Genomic DNA, 17,574 nt, shown 5'->3' on the forward strand with positions numbered 1-17,574 from the left:
TAATACTATATATTTTACAATTTTATAATTTTGTTACTTGTTTTTCGAATATTAATGATCAGATCAATAACATCATTGATCGTAATTTCATGATTCATTATAACAATGCGCAGTGCCGTTACATCATCTAAATCCACCTTAGAAATAAAATGCCGCCCACCAGTGCGTAACACATTCCAAATTTTAAGTTGTAATTGATTTAACTGCTGATCTGGTACCCCTTTGGGGACATATCGAAAACATAAAATATTGGACTCTGGTGCGTGTAAAACTTCAAAATCATTCAAAGATTGAATGTAATTGTAAGCTTGGGCTGTAATCTCAACTAAATAATTTAATTTTTCTTCAAATAACGTTCTGCCGTATAATGTCCATGCCACCCATAAATTCAAAATGGAGGGTCGTTTAGTACATTCAAAGTTCTTAGTCCCGCTTTCAAAGCGACTAATTTCATCAGTTTCTGAAACATAACTGGCATGAGATGGAAAAGATAAATTTGAATGTGCAGCATTTTTATAAAAAAGCAGTGTACAAGCAGCAGGAACAAATAATGTTTTATGCGCATCCAAGCAAAAAGAATCTGCATACGATAAATCCTTGACCTTGCTTCTTAACTGGTCTGAAACTAAAAAAGCACCACTATGCGCTGCATCCACATGAAACCATGCATCATATTGATGGGCCAAATCGGCCAATTCTTTCAACGGATCGATTGCACCAACACTTGTTGTTCCAGCAGAGCCAATAATACAAAACACACGTAATCCTTTGGCCTTGGCTTGTTGTAATGCTTGTTGTGCTTTGCGAATACAAATTTGACGTTTTTTATTGATAGGTAAGATAACAATATTATCTTGTCCTATTCCTAAAATCCCCGCAAGCCGACTTACTGAAAAATGAGAATCAGCTCCAATCGCTATTGCTGGCTTTTCACTACCTTGTACCAAAGTACCTTGTCGTAAAATATCCGGAAATTTAAGATTGCGCGCTGCAGTGACCGCAGTCAGATTGGCAAGGCTGGCCCCTGAGGTTGAAATCATATCAAAATCTTGCTGTTCCCAACCAAGAAAATGGCTGAACTCCTCTGCCATAATTTTATCAGCAACATTCGGTAAAGGTCCACATTCATAAAAAGAAGCGGGCTGAGGACATATCGAAGCAACCATATCATACATCGCTGCGACAGGGACAACAGATGAAAATTGTCTTGCCATATATCCGGTTGAATTTACTCGAATTCCAGTGCGAATATGTAAGTCAATAATACTGTTAAATCGTTCTAATGGCGTTTTATGCTCGAAATCTTTGGTTGTTAATTGCTTAACGATATTCATTAAATTAGAAGGTTGAATTAAATGAACACCATGCTTACTTTTATCTTGTAGCAAGTGCGTAATCTTTTGATCAATGCATTCCAAAAAATCTGAGACCAAAGAGGGATTAAAAGCGTCATATAAAACTGAATGATTTACAGCATTGGATAATTGATTTTCTTGCAAATCAAAAAGAATATTTTTCATTTTACTACCTTGAATTAGTTCGATTTTGCCAATTCTAGGTAGCTTTCATATAATTTTATATAGAGTAAAAAGACAAATAACAGTCAAAAAAAGAAAATTTTAACATTACTTAAAATATCTTACTAAACGAACAAGTCTTTTTCACGACCCCACAAAAACAGCCAAAAAATGATTATTTTATTTCGTTTTTTTACCAAAAATGACGCTCATTATGTCTGAAATACAACCATATTTGTCACTTTTGCCTCTCTTAAAAATTTTTAATCAAATTATAGTATGGGGATCTTAACTTTTTTTAATAAGGTTTAATAAACATGAAAAATACGGCTTTAATGATCATTGATTTACAAAATGACTATTTTGCTGAAGGTAAATTTCCGCTGCCTGATATTGATACGGTCTCAGAGCAAAGCAAAAAAGTTCTTGAAATGGCGCGCAAGAATTCACTTCCTATTATTCACGTTAAACATGAATTCACCTCACCAGAGGCGCCTTTCTTTACCCCAGCCTCCAAAGGGTGTGAAATTAATGAAATTGTTAAGCCATTACATAGTGAACATGTTGTGGTAAAAAATTATCCAAATTCTTTCAAAGGAACAAACGTCAAAGAAATTTTAGATCAGCATCATTGCAAAAACATTATTATCGTCGGAGCAATGGCCCAAATGTGTGTTGACGCTACCGTTCGTGCTGGGGCTGATCTTGGGTATAATATTACAATCATTCACGATGCTGTCGCAGCACAGCAAGCAAAGTTTAACGACATTGACGTTTCTGCCGACGAGGTTCACGCATCTTTTATGAATGCGCTTTCTTTTGGTTATGCGAGCGTTATCGATACAAAAGAATTTATTTCTCAACTACAAAAATAATAATTTTAGATTGTTGTTCCTATGTATTCACGTCACTTAAATACTGTTGAGACAGGTATGGCTAACGCCCACGCCAGCTTTATGGGTTCATCGCAAGTTGTTACCTTGATTTATATTGATCACAAGATTGATGAAACTGAATGTCAACGAATCTTTACACAATATTGTCTTGATAATCCTATTCTTTTATCTAAACTGATCGTTAATGGGGATAAATGGTACGTTAAGCGTGATAAAACACTTCATAATCCCAGCTTTAACACATTCAGAATGGATTACCATTTACCCAAATTTGATACGATCTTAAGAAAAGAAGTTAATGATATTTTAGATCACTCAAGTGAGTTAACCCGATTACGAATTATTTATCTGCAAAAAAATATTGGATGCTTGTTAATCTTAACACAACATCATGCAATAGCAGATACTTTCTCTGCAAAACAGGTCCTATCCCATATCTTAAGTTCTGTGGACAACTCAAAACAACAACATTCCTTTGAACATATGCCTGTATGGCATCCTACTGTGCCCTGTCGCCGTTGCGAGGATGACCTACATTCCGACATATCAAACACTTCAAATATTGTGCCTTTACACAAAGCACTTTATAAAATTAATAATCCAACGCCTACACCTGTAACAAATTTACATAGCTGGATTATTAATAGAAATGAATTGAAGGCTCTTGATCACTATTCAAAAGCTTCGAATGTTTCTTTGAATTCGTTATTGACTTCGATTTTTTCACTTGCTGTTATGGACGTATTACATATACGAAGTATTAATACCTATAGCGCAGTTTCTTTACGAAAAAAAAATAAAGATTTAACAGAAATTGGATGTAAGTTAGAAATCGCTGACATTAATATTCAAATGTCAGATATCGCGACTGCGGCTCAACTATTTGAAAAGCGAATGCATGCCATTAAAAATGCAATACCAAGAGAAGCAGAAGAAGATAGTTTAATTCCTGCAAATCATATACCTCAACATATTAACCGTCAAAATGCCATTAACGGATGTGAGGGACTGGGATTTACTAATGGTGGAAAAACAGAAAATTTACTGACACAACCTGATATTCATATTCTAGCTTATCGATCAGTTGCTAATCGCACTTCGGGCAGTTTATTATTTACTTTTCATTTCTCATTTCATCTTGGAACCTTGGTCATAACAGCTGTTTTCTCTGAATTAATTCTAAGTGCAGAACAAAGTAAAATTTTTATTGAAAATGCACATCGTATTATTCATTCAATTGCCATGGCTTATACTTCGCCCGTAGCCTATGAAATATAAAACTATGTTTTAATACCATATTTTCTACGATATTCTCTTGGGGTAAGGCTGGTAATTTTTGTAAAATTTTTACGAAAAGAGCTGGTATCAGCATATCCAATTTCCCAAGAGATTTGATCAATCGAGGCATTGGTACTGGCAAGAATATTCCGCGCGCGTTCAATTTTAAAATGTTGTAAATATGCTTTTGGCGTTAGTTTCGTTGACTTTTTAAAACGCCTTAGAAAAGTTCGTTCTTCTAGCCCAGACTGATTAACCAAATCTTTGACAGTGACCTTACGCAAATTTGTATTTAATAACCATCGTTGAGCTTTCAAAATAGCTTTGTCACCGTGGTTATATTTCGGCATGAAATTAATATATGAACTTTGTAATTTTCTTGGGGGGTCAATCAGCATGAACTGGGTTGTCCTTAGCATAATACTGCGGTCAAGGAAACGTTCGACAACCCTTAATCCCAAATCAATCCAAGCCATCATACCACCAGCGGTAATGATATCCCCATCATCAATTAAAATCTTATCTTCTTTTATGATAACATTGGGAAAAGTATATTTAAAAATTTCAGCATAGGCCCAGTGGGTCGTTGCTTCTCTATTATTCAACAAATTCGTTTCAGCTAAAATAAATGTTCCTGCACAAATAGAAGCCAAAATACATCCTTGCTCATGATAGTGAAGTAAAAATTTAAGTAAGTTTTGATTATCCGATCTGTTGGGAATTTTATCTAGGCTGGGGGGTAAAATAATAACATTTGGTATCTCTTTACCCACAGAGTACAATGCTTCATCTGATATGATTTCTACTTTGATTTTTTGTTTGGCAGCACACGCATATTCTGCCATAGAGAAAAGATCTGCAAGGCCGTAAATAGCGGCTTTCTGGGCTGTCTTATATGCAATAATCCATATTTGAATAACAGAACGATCCTTTACCATTTTTCATTTCACAATTTTCCAATGATTTGTTTCATATGATAAATTGATAGACAACTGTGAATAAATAATCCTACAAGGTTATCTTACCATCACAATTCCACCCAAACGAATATTGCAAAAATCAATATTCTCATCATAGTAGATGCTACTAATTCATTTTAACAATAAAATAATTTTGATTACAAATATATTGTTTTTTTATAGAGACTTAATTTCATAAATATAAAAAAGGTTTTACAATGCCAAATCATAAAACCTGTCGACCTTTTATAAAATTAAATAACTTATTTTCAGATATTAGCTTCTGGTTCTTCTTTGTCTTCTACAACTTCTGTTGTAGAAACCTCTACCCCAGAGTTACCGACCAATCCCAAAGCAAATTCTTCTGCAGAGAAATCTCTTAAATCTTCTGCTTGTTCGCCCACTCCAACAGCATGAATGGGTAGACCGAACTTTTGAGCCAAAGCAATAACAATCCCCCCACGTGCCGTACCGTCTAATTTGGTAATAACCAATCCCGATACATCAACAATTTCTTTGAAAATTCGGACTTGCTCAATAGCATTTTGTCCTGTGGTTGCATCCAATACTAACAATACTGAATGAGGGGCGGTCTCATCAAATTTGCGCATAACGCGTATAATTTTGGCCAATTCTTCCATCAAAGCACTCTTGTTGTGCAATCGTCCTGCTGTATCAACCAACAATAAATCAGCACCTTCATTTTTAGAGCGCTTTAATGCTTCAAAAGCCAATCCAGCAGCATCGGCTCCTGGCCTACCCGCAATCACTGGCGCACCGACACGTTCCCCCCATATTTGCAATTGTTCTACCGCAGCGGCACGAAACGTATCCCCTGCCACCATCATGACCTTTAATCCCTGCTCACCATAAAACCTGGCCAGCTTGCCAATCGTTGTAGTTTTACCCGTACCATTTACCCCGACCATCAATACTACGTGGGGTTTTAACTCTAAATTAGGTTTAAATGGCACCGCAACAGGTTGTAGTACTCTGGCAATCTCTTTTGCTAATGCGTCTTTAATCTCTTTATCTGTAACCTCAGAACCAAAGCGTGTTTTACGGAAGGTTTCAATAACATTTTCTGCGACTTCTGGACCAAAATCGGCAGCAATCAAAACTTCTTCTAATTGTTCAAGAGATCCCTCATCCAACCTTCGTTTGGTAAAAACAGAGGTTAAATTTGTCCCCAACTTTTGCGTTGAGCGTGATAATCCTTGTTTAAGGCGCGAGAAAAAACCAAGAGCCATTATTTTCTTTCCACTATTATTCCATCAAAATCACCCGAAATAACTTCGGCTGTCAGAATTTCACCAGGTGTTGCCTCCACCCCTTTTGCTATTGCAGCAGCGAATTGTTCAGTATGTCCCCGATCTGGCGTTTCCATTAAAATACGAACCTGCTTGCCCACCAAAGATTGATGAAACTGCTTTGCAGATTCAACGCCAAGTTCGCGTAGCTTAGCAGCGCGCTCCTTACGAACAGCAACAGAAACTGCTGGCATTTGTGCTGCGGGTGTTCCTTTACGCTCGCTATAAGGGAAAACATGCAAATAAGGAAAAGCTTGTTCCTTTAAAAACGCATAGGTTTCTTGGAAATGAATTTCATCTTCTGTGGGAAAGCCTGCAATAATATCAGCACTTAATCCAATATCAGATCGAACCGCACGCAGCTTTCGAACCAATTGGTCGACATCTGCAGTCAGGTGGCGGCGTTTCATCCGTTTCAAAATCATATCAGAACCCGCTTGAACCGATAAATGTACATGTGGCATTAACCTTGGTTCAGTAGCTAATAAATCCCATAAAGTATCATCGAACCCAATCGGGTCAATTGAGGATAAACGTAACCGTTCCAATGCTGGCACAGCATTTAAAACTGCTTTACATAAATCCCCAAGGGCGATATTGCCATCAAAATCTTTACCCCAAGAAGCAATATCAACCCCTGTTAGTACGACCTCTTTGTAATCACGCGCAACCAAAGCTTTAACCTGATCAATAACCCCAGAAACCGTAACCGAACGTGACGGTCCGCGCCCAAATGGAATAATGCAAAACGTACAACGATGATCACATCCCTGCTGTACTTGGACAAAAGCCCTCGTCCGTCCCGTAAATTCCGTAACGACCTGCGCTGCTGTTTTTTTGACAGCCATGATATCAGAAACTTGATTTCCAGACGTTATGGCATCATCTGTCCAATTTTTTTCTTGTAGTTTATCCTCGTTCCCTAAAACCTGAACAACGCCAGGTAAAGAAGACCATTTTTCAGGATTTAATTGGGCTGCACATCCAGTTACAATAATACGCTGTTTACTATCTGTACGATTTAAACGACGTATAGCTTGCCTTGCTTGCCGTTCAGCCTCGGCCGTTACGGCGCAGGTATTCACAACCACAACATCTTCTAAACCATCAGCATATTGTCCCATAACCTCGCTTTCATAACGGTTAAGGCGACAACCGAACGTTAAAATCTGGGGTTTGGGACGGCCCGTCTGTGTCATAGCGGATAGTTATCCAAATCAACCTCTCCTCGAAAGGAAAAACATGTCGGCCCCGTCATTAACACGCTGTCATCAGCTTCGTTCCATTCGATAATTAAATTTCCACCATCCATTTTAACCTCGCAATATCGATCAGCAAGCCCACGACGCACAGCATTAACCACCGATGCACATGCTCCAGAACCACAAGCCAATGTTAAACCAGCCCCTCGTTCCCAGACCCGCACGCGCATACTTTGACGATCAAGCATTTGAACAAATCCGATATTAGCCCCTTCAGGAAATAGGGGATCTTTTTCCAATACCTTGCCACAAAAAACAGGATCGACCGTTGATAAATCATCAACAAAAAACGTAACATGAGGATTTCCCATAGAAACCGCAGCAGGTTCACCGGCCAAAGGTAAATATAAACTATCCACATCGTGTTGAAGGGGAATATCTTGCCATCTCGTTTTGGGTTTGCCCATATTGACCTTCATAATATGGGTATCAACGACCTGGGTTGGCAAAAGACCTGCATTGGTTTGTAAAATAAATTCTTTACGTTGATATTGATGGTGCATCAATGCCGTTACACAACGCGAACCATTGCCACAGGCCCCTGCTTCGTCGCCACCTTCGTTAAAAAAACGAACAAAAACATCAGCCTTTTTATCCACAGGTGCAGACAAAATTACTAATTGATCACATCCAATCCCATAACGGCGATCACATAATGCCTTGATACGGCGTTCATTAAAAGGGATACTATTGACAGAATTATCGATAATGACAAAATCATTGCCGATACCGTGCATTTTATAAAAAGGAATATTCATTCTTCTTCTAAACGTAAATATTATTTCTTAAAACTACTTAATCCACATATCATAAAAAGCATACACCTTTTACACTATGAATCACTTACAAGATTTTCATCCTCGATCTTTTGATATTGCTGATCAAGAAAATGATTACCAATATTATACATCTCGTACCATCCCCCCCCTGATGGATCAAGGCGGATACAAAGCCATTGAGGCCTTATATCATACTCTGATACAAAAAAGCGATACCATCGTTGATCTGATGTGCGGTTCTGACAGCCATTTGCCCAACGATATTGAATATCAACACCTGATCGGTATTGATCTTAATGAAAAAGCGTTACATGAAAATACACGTTTAACCAAGAAAATTATTCAAGATCTTTATAAAAATCCCCAAATTCCGTTGCAAGATAACACAGCGGACTATATCTGTTTGTGCTGTGTTGTCGAATATTTGCGCAATCCAATTGAAATTTTTTCCGAATGCTACCGAATTCTAAAACCTTCTGGACGGATTATTATTTCTTTTTCGTCTCATTTCCTTCCTCTTAGGGCCACGGCCTTATGGCAGGCTTTATCCAACCAAGACCGCCAAAAACTAATCAAAGTCTTTTTACAACGAACAGGCTTTATCCATTTTGACCAAGGCGAAGTCCACCCACCCGCAGACCATCCCGTTTGGAAAGACAGTATTTACAGCGTGATTGCCCAGAAATAAGAAAATGATGTGAACAAAATAGTTTTTGACTGTCCATATTGCAAAAGCAAAAATATGGTATTTGAAGTCTATTCAACCTCTACAGATTATTATAATGACAATATTCGTTACGCTGAAACACGATGTGATAATTGCGGTAAAGTTGTTACATTTTCAAAAAACATAGACAGTCAGCACAACACTCTCAGAACCGTAGGAATAAAAACCTTACCATACCCATGTCCCCAGTACACCCCTGAAACAATCAAGAATATTTTTGATGAAGCATCGCAATGTTACAGCCACAATTATTTCTTGGCCAGTACGGCAATGTTAAGGCTTTGTCTGGAAACCGTTACAAAAAATCTATTGGTCAAAGAAGAGGACAGACAACAGAATCTATATAATCGCATAGAACTTCTCTTCGATACTCAACACATCACGAAAAAATTACGTGATTTTGCAAATGAAATTCGATTAGAGGGTAATATTGCAGTACATGAAGGCACAATAGACCAAAATAATCTTCAAGATTTATTTGACTTTATCATTGCCCTGTTAGAGGAATTATATACCCAACCTAGAAAGCTTGAACTAGCTAGAGAAAAACGCAATCAGCGTAAAGAACAAGGAAAATCGTCGTGACCCAACAACCTGCCTTTTATATTCCCCATGGAGGTGGTCCTTGTTTCTTTATGGATGATCCCCATGATGTATGGACCAATATGGGTAATTTCTTACATAAATTGCCCCAAAGTCTACCTTGTTTACCCTCTGCAATTATTATTATTTCAGGGCATTGGGAAAACGCACCTATAAGAATACAGAACGCTGCCCACCCTTCATTATATTATGATTATTATGACTTTCCCGAACATACGTATCAATTGAAATATCCAGCAAATGGACACCCACAGCTGGCACAAAAAATTAAAAACCTTTTTGACATCCATGGCATAAAAGCAGAATTTGAACATGAGCGCGGGTGGGATCATGGCGTTTTTATCCCATTAAAGGTAATTTTCCCTAATGCTGACATTCCAATTGTTCAAATTTCCTTGCATCCCTCTTTAGATCCACAGCTTCATATAAAAATAGGACTAAATTTATCCTATTTAAGAAAGAAAAATATTTTAATTTTAGGCAGCGGGATGAGTTACCACAACCTGCCCTATTTATTTTCAGGTCAAGAAACAAAGGAAGCATTTGCATTTCATCATTGGCTCGCGTCAACGCTTACAAATCCTGATATTGCGGAACGCAATCAAGCCCTTATTGATTGGGAAAACGCCCCTGGTGCACGATCAAGTCACCCCAGAGCGGAACATTTACTGCCATTAATGGTAATTGCTGGTGCAGCAGATCAGGATATAGGCCACTGCATTTATAAAGATATTATCCTGCAAAAACCTATTACAGGGTATCGGTTTGGATAACAAAGGCTATAGGTAATTTATTAATTTCTAACAGCTACACATCTTATTATTGATCTTTCATAGACAACCACGATAAATTATTGAAGATTACGCTGTACGTTCGTTGGAATATGAGGTATTGGTTGATTAGCAGATTGTTGAGATGACCCGTTAAAAGACTCGATAATTAAACTGGCAACAATAATACCAACGATCAAACCTGCAAATTTTAAGAGATGTTTAACCAAATTAAAGGTTGTTCCCTTTTTAGCAGCCTGCTTTTTGGCAAAAGGAATTGTTACAAAAGCCATGACAGCAATGATAAGAACAAAAATCATGAATTATTACCTAAATATGAATTGTACAGCATTATTTCATAATTAATACAAACTGTTAGCCTTTGTCTATCGATTAGTCATCAGATATAAATTAATTATCAAATACAGAAATTTACTTAAAAAATAATTTCCTTGTACATAGCATTCTCCTGATTAAGAATCGTATTTAACCCTTTGGGTATTCTGTACATAGCAAACGGTATGGGAGCTCATCTTCTTCAATTTCAGGGAATCGACCCATTTTTTTATAAAAACGATTATCATGTTCATCGTCGTTACACATGGACACCTCACCTAATAAAACAGAACCAGTTCCCTTCTCGATCTCAAAATCATGATACAAATAAGGATAAACTGTAATACTCTCTCCTGGTGTTAATTTAACTTGGGTTCCAGCTGGCACCTCGAATTCCCGTCCATCACAATGCACTTTTACAGGACTGACTTTGTCCAAATCTTCATCCTTTGTTGCATTATGGACACGAATCAGCATATTTCCACCGCCACGATTGATAATATCCTCCATTTTGTTCCAATGAAAATGCATTGGGGAGTACTGACCTTCTTTTAAATATAACAATTTTTCAGCATAAGTTTTTTATATTTTTTGTTTTTTACATTGCCATTTCGTAATGTAATCAAGGTAAAACCGACTTTATCAAATTTTCCTTTACCACAATCCGTAACATCCCAACCCAATAAATTATCTTTTACCTCAACATATTCATGAATCTTATTTTCCCACTCTTTGGGGGTAAAATTACGAAAAGGAGGCAAAAAATAACCTATTTTTTCAATCATATGTTGCATTTCTTTAACAGCTAGATTAATTTCTGAACGTTTCACGAAGACTCCTCCTTGATGTTTTGTGGAAAATTGAATATCTATAATAATAATGTTTATATATTAATTATTATCTTCACGTCTTGGTGAGCTTTGTTTTCAAAAAAATTCATTAAAGATTAAAGATTTATAATCATCTATCAGGTTTTAATGGTTCTAACTTCATTTCCCCCAATATTTAGCTTATTTATTCCCAGTCGTCATAAATCCAAACCTTATCCACAGTAATCTTTGGCCCTGTTCCTATTCTGGCCATTCTATAATAAAAACAAACTTTACCGGATTTTTATATGCCGTTTACAAAAATTAATTCCTCTCTTGCTCAAGCTTTAGAGCACAAAGGATATGCCTCCCTTACCCCTGTCCAAGAAGCTGTCTTGGAAAACGAAAATCCTCAGCAGGATTTACTCGTTTCCGCACAAACAGGTTCTGGAAAAACGGTTGCTTATGGTATTGCCATGGCACCCACATTACTTGATGAGAAAAAAACCTTCCAAGCCCCTTCAACACCCCAAGCTTTAATCATTGCCCCAACGCGGGAGTTGGCACTACAGGTTCATCAGGAATTGTGTTGGTTATATGCCGATACAAAAGCAAAAATTATCACATGTATCGGTGGAATGAATGTCCGTAAAGAGGCTTATACCCTAGATCATGGGGCCCATATTGTTGTTGGAACACCAGGCAGATTGTGTGATCACGTCCGCCGACATCATCTGGATTTATCAAACCTGCAAGTCATTGTCTTGGACGAAGCGGACGAAATGTTGGATTTGGGTTTTCGTGACGAATTAGAAGAATTGCTTTCCGCATGCCCAAAAGACCGCAGAACCTTATTATTTTCCGCAACGATTGATAAAGAAATTGAATCGCTTGCAAGACGGTATCAAAACAAAGCCTTGCGTATTAATACAGTTTCTAATACGCAACACAGAGATATTGAGTATCGTGCAGCCGTAACCCACCCCAAAGAAATCGATAATGCCGTTGTTAATCTGTTACGCTTTATCGACAGCCCAACGGCAATGGTTTTTTGCGCCACGCGCGAATTGGTCCGACACATGCAATCGGCCCTTATTGAACGTGGTTTTTCGTGTGTTGCTTTGTCAGGTGATTTGGGACAAGAAGAACGCACCCACGCCATCAAAAGTCTTAGAACAGGGCAAGTTCGTGTTTGCGTCGCAACTGATGTTGCCGCACGAGGACTGGATCTGCCTACCCTAGATCTTGTTATTCATGCAAGCCTTCCTACAAATCACGCAACCTTGTTGCATCGTTCTGGACGTACGGGACGTGCGGGCCGTAAAGGCATATGTGCGTTAATTGTTCCATCCAACCAACGTCATCGTGCTGAACGATTGTTAAGCAAGGCTAAAATCTCTGCAACTTGGGAAAATCCACCTAATATCGCCGCTATTCGTGAAAAAGATAATCAACGCTTGTTAAGCCATCCTTCTTTAATTGGTAGTAAAGAAATATTATCAGAAGATCAGCATTTAATTGAGCAATTAACAGAACAATTCTCAACCAATGATCTAGCAAATGCTGTTATTTCTCTATACCGTTCCATTATTCCTAATCCAGAAGAAATCACTGAAATCACGCTTGACAGTAAACGTGGCGGTGGTATGGGTCGCGATAACGTTCATGAACGCGGCGACAGAAGATCAACTCATTCCTTTGCGACTGGCAGCTGGTATGAAATTCCTGTTGGACGCAGCGAACGAGCAGATCCAAAATGGCTTATTCCAATGATTTGTAAGGCAGGTAATATTCAAAAGAAAGACATCGGCAGCATCCGCATTTCTGATAAGGTTACCAAATTCGAAATTGCTGCTGATAAAGTTGATGATTTCAACAAAGCAATAGCAAAAGTAAAAGACGATTCTGCAAAAATATATCCTTCTTCACCAGACTCATTTTCTGATTCTAAAAGAGAGGGATATAAAGGACGCGGAGGACGCGGTGGCCCTAGAAAAGAAGCTGGTGGTGGTAGAGGTCGCAGCGAACGCGATAAAGATCGCCCAAAATCTGAACACCGCAAAGGTGGAGGCAGGAAGAAACCTGCCGCAGCACCATCCATTGCAAAAGCACCAGGGGCTTCTTCTAGAAAAAGAAGGAAATAATTAAAAAAAGGGCGATAATAATCGCCCCTTTTTTTAAATTACACTATGTTAATAATTTATTGACCTGCAGCTTTAGCTTTTTGTTCTAATTGTTGCATGCCTCGCTGCATAGTTGCTTTTTGTTCAGGAGTAAGATTTTGTAATTGTTGTTGAACTCTTTTCTGAGCGGCTTCCATATAAGCTTTTTGTTCTTCAGGGGACATTTTATTGAAACGTTCCATTTCTGCTTTTGCTTTTTCTTTAGCAGCTTCAAGCGCTTTGCGTTGTTCAGGATTTAAATTTTTTGCAATGCTGTTTAATTGTTCTTCTGCTTGTTTTTGAGCTTGCTCCATATACACTTTTTTCTCTGCAGGAGACATTTTGTTAAAACGATCAATTTCATCATTAGCACGTGCCTTGGCAGCTTCGAAAGCTTGTTGTTGTGCTGGTGTCAATTGAGATGCATTTTGTGCATTTGCCACGGAAAGGCTGCCTACTGCCATCAGTGCACTAAACGCACCAGCCACTATTGAACGTTTTGACATAAACTTTATCATTATATTAAATCCTTTTAAAGCCAATCTATAAGTTTAAAACACATTACCATTTTTACCAAATAATACTCAATATAAATAGTGTTTAAGCAAACCCAGAAAAAATGAATTAAACAAAAAATAACCAGCTATATTATCAATATATAACTGGCTTTCATTATCACAGATTAAGATTACGATGAGATAATCCTATATGGTAATCTGATAATAAAATATTATCTATGTCCGAAAGGATGGGTTAAATCTTTAACATCGCGCTTGGTATTATTTTTCAAATCTTTCCAATGTTGACGTTGTTGGCGTTGTCTTTCCATAGATTGTTTTCTTTGAGCATTCATTTTGTCTTTGAATCTATTTTTTTGATCTTCTAAACGTTGCTTTTGTTCTTTGGGAAGATTTTTATAACGATCAACCTCTTCTTGACCGCGACGTTTTTGAGCATCAATTTTATCTTTGAATTCTTGTCTTTGTTGCTCTAGACGTTCTTTTTGCTCTTTAGGAAGGTTTTTGTAGCGATCAATCTCTTCTTGACCGCGATGCTTCTGAGCATCGATTTTATCTTTAAATTCTTGTCTTTGTTGCTCTAAACGTTGTCTTTGTTCTTGAGGGAGATTTTTGTAGCGATTAATTTGGTCTTGCTGATTTTGAATACGGTTTTGCATATTTTGGTTATGCTCTGTAATTTTATTATGCAAGTTATCTTCTTTTTGTTGTAGATCTTGCAACACACCTTGTGCATGTGCAGGGGCAAAAGCAGCACCAGCCATAAAAACACTAAATAGCCCAGCAGAGAAAACAGAACGTTTTGATAACATGGTCGTTATTCCTTAAATACCTCTAATAATTAATGATAGTAGAACAATCTATAAATCGGGCTAGATTAAGGCAAAAATGTAACAATTTTTTTAAAGTCATTCAACCTTCATCAATAGCAATATACCGTCATTGGCCCAAAAAATTAATATAAACTGCCCCTTGATAGATCAAAATTAACTCTATTTTAATTATCCGTTCCTTAATTATTTTATGATAAACTTTGCCTAGTCATTTTTGTCATTCAAAGTATTACTCTCGTGAAACATATCTCTTTCTTTAAATATCTATCCCTAGTTTTGTTATGCAGCAGCTTTTTAATTTATCCAAAAGCTCAAACCATGGCTCGCCAATCATCTTCTAAATATACCATTAGTAAATCATATTATTCCCAGGTTAATATTGATCAAGAAACAACCAAAGATCGTTTTGATCTGTTTCCCCCAAACATCCTTACTCAACACAAACTAGTCCTTGCTCATCAAACCATCGATTATACCGCGCATACGGGGACATTAATTATTCGGAATGATAAAGGCGAACCAACAGCAAAATTATTTTACGTTGCTTATACAAAAAATAACCCAAAAAATCAAAATCGTCCTGTTTCTTTCTTTTTCAACGGCGGCCCTGGTGCAGGCAGTGCCTTTCTTAATTTAGGTGCGGCTGGCCCACAAGTCATTAATTTCCCTAGAAATAACCCAACCGATGGTGCTCATGCGCAGCGCACATCTAATCCTGACAGTTGGTTACCTTTTACAGATATGGTCTTTATTGATGCAGTTGATACTGGATACAGTCTGTCTGCCAAACCAGAAAATGCAGCCAAAGAGTTTTATACCACCAAACAAGATGCAAAAATTTTTGCCAAAGCAATTCAATTATGGCTTAGCAAAAACAATCGTAATGACCCACCCATATGGCTGGTTGGGGAAAGTTACGGTGGATTACGTTCCATCATGGTTGCCAAAGATTTACAAGATCAGCAAAATATTTTGATCAGAGGCATTATCATGATTTCGCCAGCGATTGAATTAGGATATTTGGATCAATCTGACAATCCAATGGCAAACGCCTTTTTGATTCCTTCTTATATTGCTAGCCAATTGGAAAATACTCATCAATTAACCGAAGAAGCAGTTAATGATGCTTATCACTATGCCCTGGGGGAATATTTACAAAAAATGGTTACTCCATCCGCACAACAGCCACAATTTTATCAGGATCTTAGCCAAAAAACTGGACTACCTGAAACTATTATTGCAAAACATAAAGCCGTTTTAGACCCTTCTGCCCATGACATTCGTAGTCGTGATGGGCGATTGCACAGCCTGTATGATTACACACTGACTATTTCCGATCCAAATCCCGATGGCACGAATAATGAAGATAGTCCTGAACCTGTTTTATCAGGTTTTGGCAAAGCATATGGAAATATGTTCGCCAATTATGTTGCCCAAGACCTAAATTATCCAACACCATTAACGTATAATTTATTAAATATGAAATTAAATAGTCAGTGGAATTATCATGATCGAGATTTCTCAATTGTTCGTGGGATGCCTGTTTTGCGTAAATTATTGGCCTTAAATCCATCCTTAAAAATCTTTATTGGACATGGCTATTTTGATGTTGTCTGCCCATTTGCAACATCGCGCTGGATTGCCGATCAAATGCCTGTTGGAAAGGATCGCATTACTTTGAGACTGTATAAAGGCGGGCATATGCTATATACTCGCCCTGATAGTCGAGCAGCATTAACCCAAGATGTTAGAAAACTATACGAAAAAGATCAAACCACAACTGACGAAAAATAATCTTTTAATGCATTTTCTAATCTGTCCCATTCTATTTCTGAATGGGGCAATCCAAACCGTAACCATCGGTGATTATAATCAAAACGACGAACCCAAATACCACAATTCGCCAACCAGTGCCATAATGCATTTGCCTGTTCATATTCAACTAAGCGAAACAAATGGGTGCCCCCTATTACTGGGCATAAATAATGTGCGAGTAAACGATCAAAACGTTGGATGTGATCTTTTAATTGAGCTTTAGTAGCTTCAAACCACAGACGATCCTTAAAGGCCTGCAAAGCAATTTGTATTGCATGGCCACTAACCGCCCATGGTCCCAGTATTTGTCTGCATTTTTCAACACGTTGATAATCAGATAATAAAAACCCCAGTCGAACACCTGCCAACCCGTATGTTTTCCCAAAAGACCGTAAAATACTGATCCCCTGATGAGGCAATAATGAGGCCACGCCCTTATCTTCAAAATCCATAAAAGCTTCATCAACAAGTAGATGATTTCCGCAATCAGACCATCGATCTGCTAATTGCTCTATCTGTTTTATTCTATATATCCGCCCATCAGGATTATTAGGATTGCACAAAATGCCTAATGTTTTTTTTTGCCCTGAGAAACTAGAAAATTGATCAAAATCATAAACTGGATACACAGGAATATTAGCTTTTTTCCAGGTCAATATGTGTTCCATATAAGTTGGCGATAAAACGCAGACTTGCCGCACGTCAAATATATAAGGCAACAAAGAAATTAAAATCTGTGTCCCTGGTGCAGATACCATTAACTCTTTGTTCAACAGGCCATAAGATTTACTGGCTTGCGCTCTTAATTTTTCTTCATCCTCTGGGAATGGCAACCTCATTGCATGGTCAATAGAAATACAAGAATATGGATAGGCATACGGATTAATCCCAGTTGATAGATCAAGCCAAGGTTGTGTTGCATTGGGAAATTGTCTTTTGGCTTCTCCTAATTGCCCACCATGATACATATGCTTTTTCCTCTGCTTTTAACTTAAAATCT

Annotated in this window: 16 protein-coding genes and 1 pseudogene; 7 read left to right on the plus strand and 10 right to left on the minus strand. The window is 37.7% G+C overall.

Translation table 11 applies throughout. The features are described from left to right. Positions 1-14: 14 nt before the first annotated feature. A complete protein-coding gene (locus tag QJV27_RS05865; protein WP_281448018.1) occupies positions 15-1,520 on the minus strand; it encodes a pyridoxal phosphate-dependent decarboxylase family protein in 1,506 nt (501 codons plus the stop codon). 314 nt (positions 1,521-1,834) lie between these two features. On the opposite strand from QJV27_RS05865, the gene QJV27_RS05870 reads away from it, so the two are divergent. Both QJV27_RS05870 and QJV27_RS05875 read left to right on the plus strand, forming a co-directional pair. Further along, entirely contained in the window at positions 1,835-2,392 is a 558-nt protein-coding gene (locus QJV27_RS05870; RefSeq protein ID WP_281448019.1) for a cysteine hydrolase family protein, read from the plus strand. Between the two features lie 21 nt (positions 2,393-2,413). Further along, on the plus strand, positions 2,414-3,691 hold the full coding sequence (locus tag QJV27_RS05875; RefSeq protein WP_281448020.1) for a hypothetical protein: 1,278 nt from the start codon (positions 2,414-2,416) through the stop codon (positions 3,689-3,691). 2 nt (positions 3,692-3,693) lie between these two features. Here the strand turns inward: QJV27_RS05875 and QJV27_RS05880 are convergent, their stop codons facing one another. The 4 genes from QJV27_RS05880 to dapF all read right to left on the minus strand — a co-directional run bounded on the left by QJV27_RS05880 (position 3,694) and on the right by dapF (position 7,980). Continuing rightward, entirely contained in the window at positions 3,694-4,629 is a 936-nt protein-coding gene (locus tag QJV27_RS05880) for a GlxA family transcriptional regulator (protein WP_281448021.1), read from the minus strand. 290 nt (positions 4,630-4,919) lie between these two features. After that, positions 4,920-5,900 carry a signal recognition particle-docking protein FtsY gene (ftsY, locus tag QJV27_RS05885; protein WP_281448022.1) on the minus strand — a complete coding sequence of 327 codons (981 nt, stop codon included), beginning with the start codon at positions 5,898-5,900 and terminating at the stop codon, positions 4,920-4,922. Further along, complete coding sequence (mtaB, locus tag QJV27_RS05890) at positions 5,900-7,159, minus strand: tRNA (N(6)-L-threonylcarbamoyladenosine(37)-C(2))-methylthiotransferase MtaB (RefSeq protein WP_281448023.1); 1,260 nt, start codon at positions 7,157-7,159, stop codon at positions 5,900-5,902. The genes ftsY and mtaB overlap by 1 nt, the downstream gene beginning before the upstream one ends. After that, positions 7,156-7,980 (minus strand): diaminopimelate epimerase, encoded by an 825-nt coding sequence (gene dapF, locus QJV27_RS05895; RefSeq protein ID WP_281448024.1) that lies wholly within the window; start codon positions 7,978-7,980, stop codon positions 7,156-7,158. Before dapF ends, mtaB begins: the two co-directional genes overlap by 4 nt. A 76-nt stretch (positions 7,981-8,056) precedes the next feature. On the opposite strand from dapF, the gene QJV27_RS05900 reads away from it, so the two are divergent. Genes QJV27_RS05900 through QJV27_RS05910 form a run of 3 tightly spaced genes read left to right on the plus strand, consistent with a single transcriptional unit; the run spans position 8,057 to position 10,104 of the window. Then, on the plus strand, positions 8,057-8,689 hold the full coding sequence (locus QJV27_RS05900; RefSeq protein WP_281448025.1) for a class I SAM-dependent methyltransferase: 633 nt from the start codon (positions 8,057-8,059) through the stop codon (positions 8,687-8,689). Positions 8,690-8,743: 54 nt separating this feature from the next. Continuing rightward, entirely contained in the window at positions 8,744-9,313 is a 570-nt protein-coding gene (locus QJV27_RS05905) for a DUF4145 domain-containing protein (protein ID WP_281448026.1), read from the plus strand. Further along, positions 9,310-10,104 carry a DODA-type extradiol aromatic ring-opening family dioxygenase gene (locus QJV27_RS05910; RefSeq protein ID WP_281448027.1) on the plus strand — a complete coding sequence of 265 codons (795 nt, stop codon included), beginning with the start codon at positions 9,310-9,312 and terminating at the stop codon, positions 10,102-10,104. The genes QJV27_RS05905 and QJV27_RS05910 overlap by 4 nt, the downstream gene beginning before the upstream one ends. A gap of 77 nt (positions 10,105-10,181) precedes the next feature. Here QJV27_RS05910 and QJV27_RS05915 read toward each other — a convergent pair whose 3' ends face one another. Further along, entirely contained in the window at positions 10,182-10,421 is a 240-nt protein-coding gene (locus tag QJV27_RS05915; protein WP_281448028.1) for a hypothetical protein, read from the minus strand. Between the two features lie 166 nt (positions 10,422-10,587). Next, positions 10,588-11,231: pseudogene (locus QJV27_RS11140) on the minus strand (D-lyxose/D-mannose family sugar isomerase). A gap of 323 nt (positions 11,232-11,554) precedes the next feature. On the opposite strand from QJV27_RS11140, the gene QJV27_RS05930 reads away from it, so the two are divergent. Then, on the plus strand, positions 11,555-13,390 hold the full coding sequence (locus QJV27_RS05930; protein ID WP_281448031.1) for a DEAD/DEAH box helicase: 1,836 nt from the start codon (positions 11,555-11,557) through the stop codon (positions 13,388-13,390). A 56-nt stretch (positions 13,391-13,446) separates the two neighbouring features. Here the strand turns inward: QJV27_RS05930 and QJV27_RS05935 are convergent, their stop codons facing one another. Beyond that, positions 13,447-13,926 carry a hypothetical protein gene (locus tag QJV27_RS05935; RefSeq protein ID WP_281448032.1) on the minus strand — a complete coding sequence of 160 codons (480 nt, stop codon included), beginning with the start codon at positions 13,924-13,926 and terminating at the stop codon, positions 13,447-13,449. Positions 13,927-14,138: 212 nt separating this feature from the next. Continuing rightward, positions 14,139-14,738, minus strand: coding sequence for a DUF3106 domain-containing protein (locus QJV27_RS05940; RefSeq protein ID WP_281448033.1), 600 nt, complete (start codon positions 14,736-14,738; stop codon positions 14,139-14,141). Positions 14,739-14,996: 258 nt separating this feature from the next. Between QJV27_RS05940 and QJV27_RS05945 the strand changes: the two genes are divergently transcribed. Next, a complete protein-coding gene (locus tag QJV27_RS05945) occupies positions 14,997-16,553 on the plus strand; it encodes a S10 family peptidase (protein ID WP_281448034.1) in 1,557 nt (518 codons plus the stop codon). Here the strand turns inward: QJV27_RS05945 and cobD are convergent. Then, entirely contained in the window at positions 16,529-17,542 is a 1,014-nt protein-coding gene (gene cobD, locus QJV27_RS05950) for a threonine-phosphate decarboxylase CobD (RefSeq protein WP_281448035.1), read from the minus strand. The two genes, QJV27_RS05945 and cobD, sit on opposite strands and share 25 nt — an antisense overlap. Between the last annotated feature and the right edge of the window lie 32 nt (positions 17,543-17,574).

Origin of the sequence: Commensalibacter oyaizuii, assembly GCF_029953265.1 — a bacterium.
Taxonomy (GTDB): domain Bacteria; phylum Pseudomonadota; class Alphaproteobacteria; order Acetobacterales; family Acetobacteraceae; genus Commensalibacter; species Commensalibacter oyaizuii.

Bases quoted from the DNA above. Each gene is read 5' to 3' on its own strand.
- QJV27_RS05940 (WP_281448033.1), bottom strand. From the start codon at position 14,738: ATGTTATCAAAACGTTCTGTTTTCTCTGCTGGGCTATTTAGTGTTTTT.
- QJV27_RS05935 (WP_281448032.1), bottom strand. From the start codon at position 13,926: ATGATAAAGTTTATGTCAAAACGTTCAATAGTGGCTGGTGCGTTTAGT.
- cobD (WP_281448035.1), bottom strand. From the start codon at position 17,542: ATGTATCATGGTGGGCAATTAGGAGAAGCCAAAAGACAATTTCCCAAT.
- ftsY (WP_281448022.1), bottom strand. From the start codon at position 5,900: ATGGCTCTTGGTTTTTTCTCGCGCCTTAAACAAGGATTATCACGCTCA.
- QJV27_RS05915 (WP_281448028.1), bottom strand. From the start codon at position 10,421: ATGATTTTTGTTCTTATCATTGCTGTCATGGCTTTTGTAACAATTCCT.
- dapF (WP_281448024.1), bottom strand. From the start codon at position 7,980: ATGAATATTCCTTTTTATAAAATGCACGGTATCGGCAATGATTTTGTC.
- QJV27_RS05880 (WP_281448021.1), bottom strand. From the start codon at position 4,629: ATGGTAAAGGATCGTTCTGTTATTCAAATATGGATTATTGCATATAAG.
- QJV27_RS05870 (WP_281448019.1), top strand. From the start codon at position 1,835: ATGAAAAATACGGCTTTAATGATCATTGATTTACAAAATGACTATTTT.
- QJV27_RS05900 (WP_281448025.1), top strand. From the start codon at position 8,057: ATGAATCACTTACAAGATTTTCATCCTCGATCTTTTGATATTGCTGAT.
- QJV27_RS05930 (WP_281448031.1), top strand. From the start codon at position 11,555: ATGCCGTTTACAAAAATTAATTCCTCTCTTGCTCAAGCTTTAGAGCAC.
- QJV27_RS05875 (WP_281448020.1), top strand. From the start codon at position 2,414: ATGTATTCACGTCACTTAAATACTGTTGAGACAGGTATGGCTAACGCC.
- QJV27_RS05865 (WP_281448018.1), bottom strand. From the start codon at position 1,520: ATGAAAAATATTCTTTTTGATTTGCAAGAAAATCAATTATCCAATGCT.
- mtaB (WP_281448023.1), bottom strand. From the start codon at position 7,159: ATGACACAGACGGGCCGTCCCAAACCCCAGATTTTAACGTTCGGTTGT.
- QJV27_RS05905 (WP_281448026.1), top strand. From the start codon at position 8,744: ATGGTATTTGAAGTCTATTCAACCTCTACAGATTATTATAATGACAAT.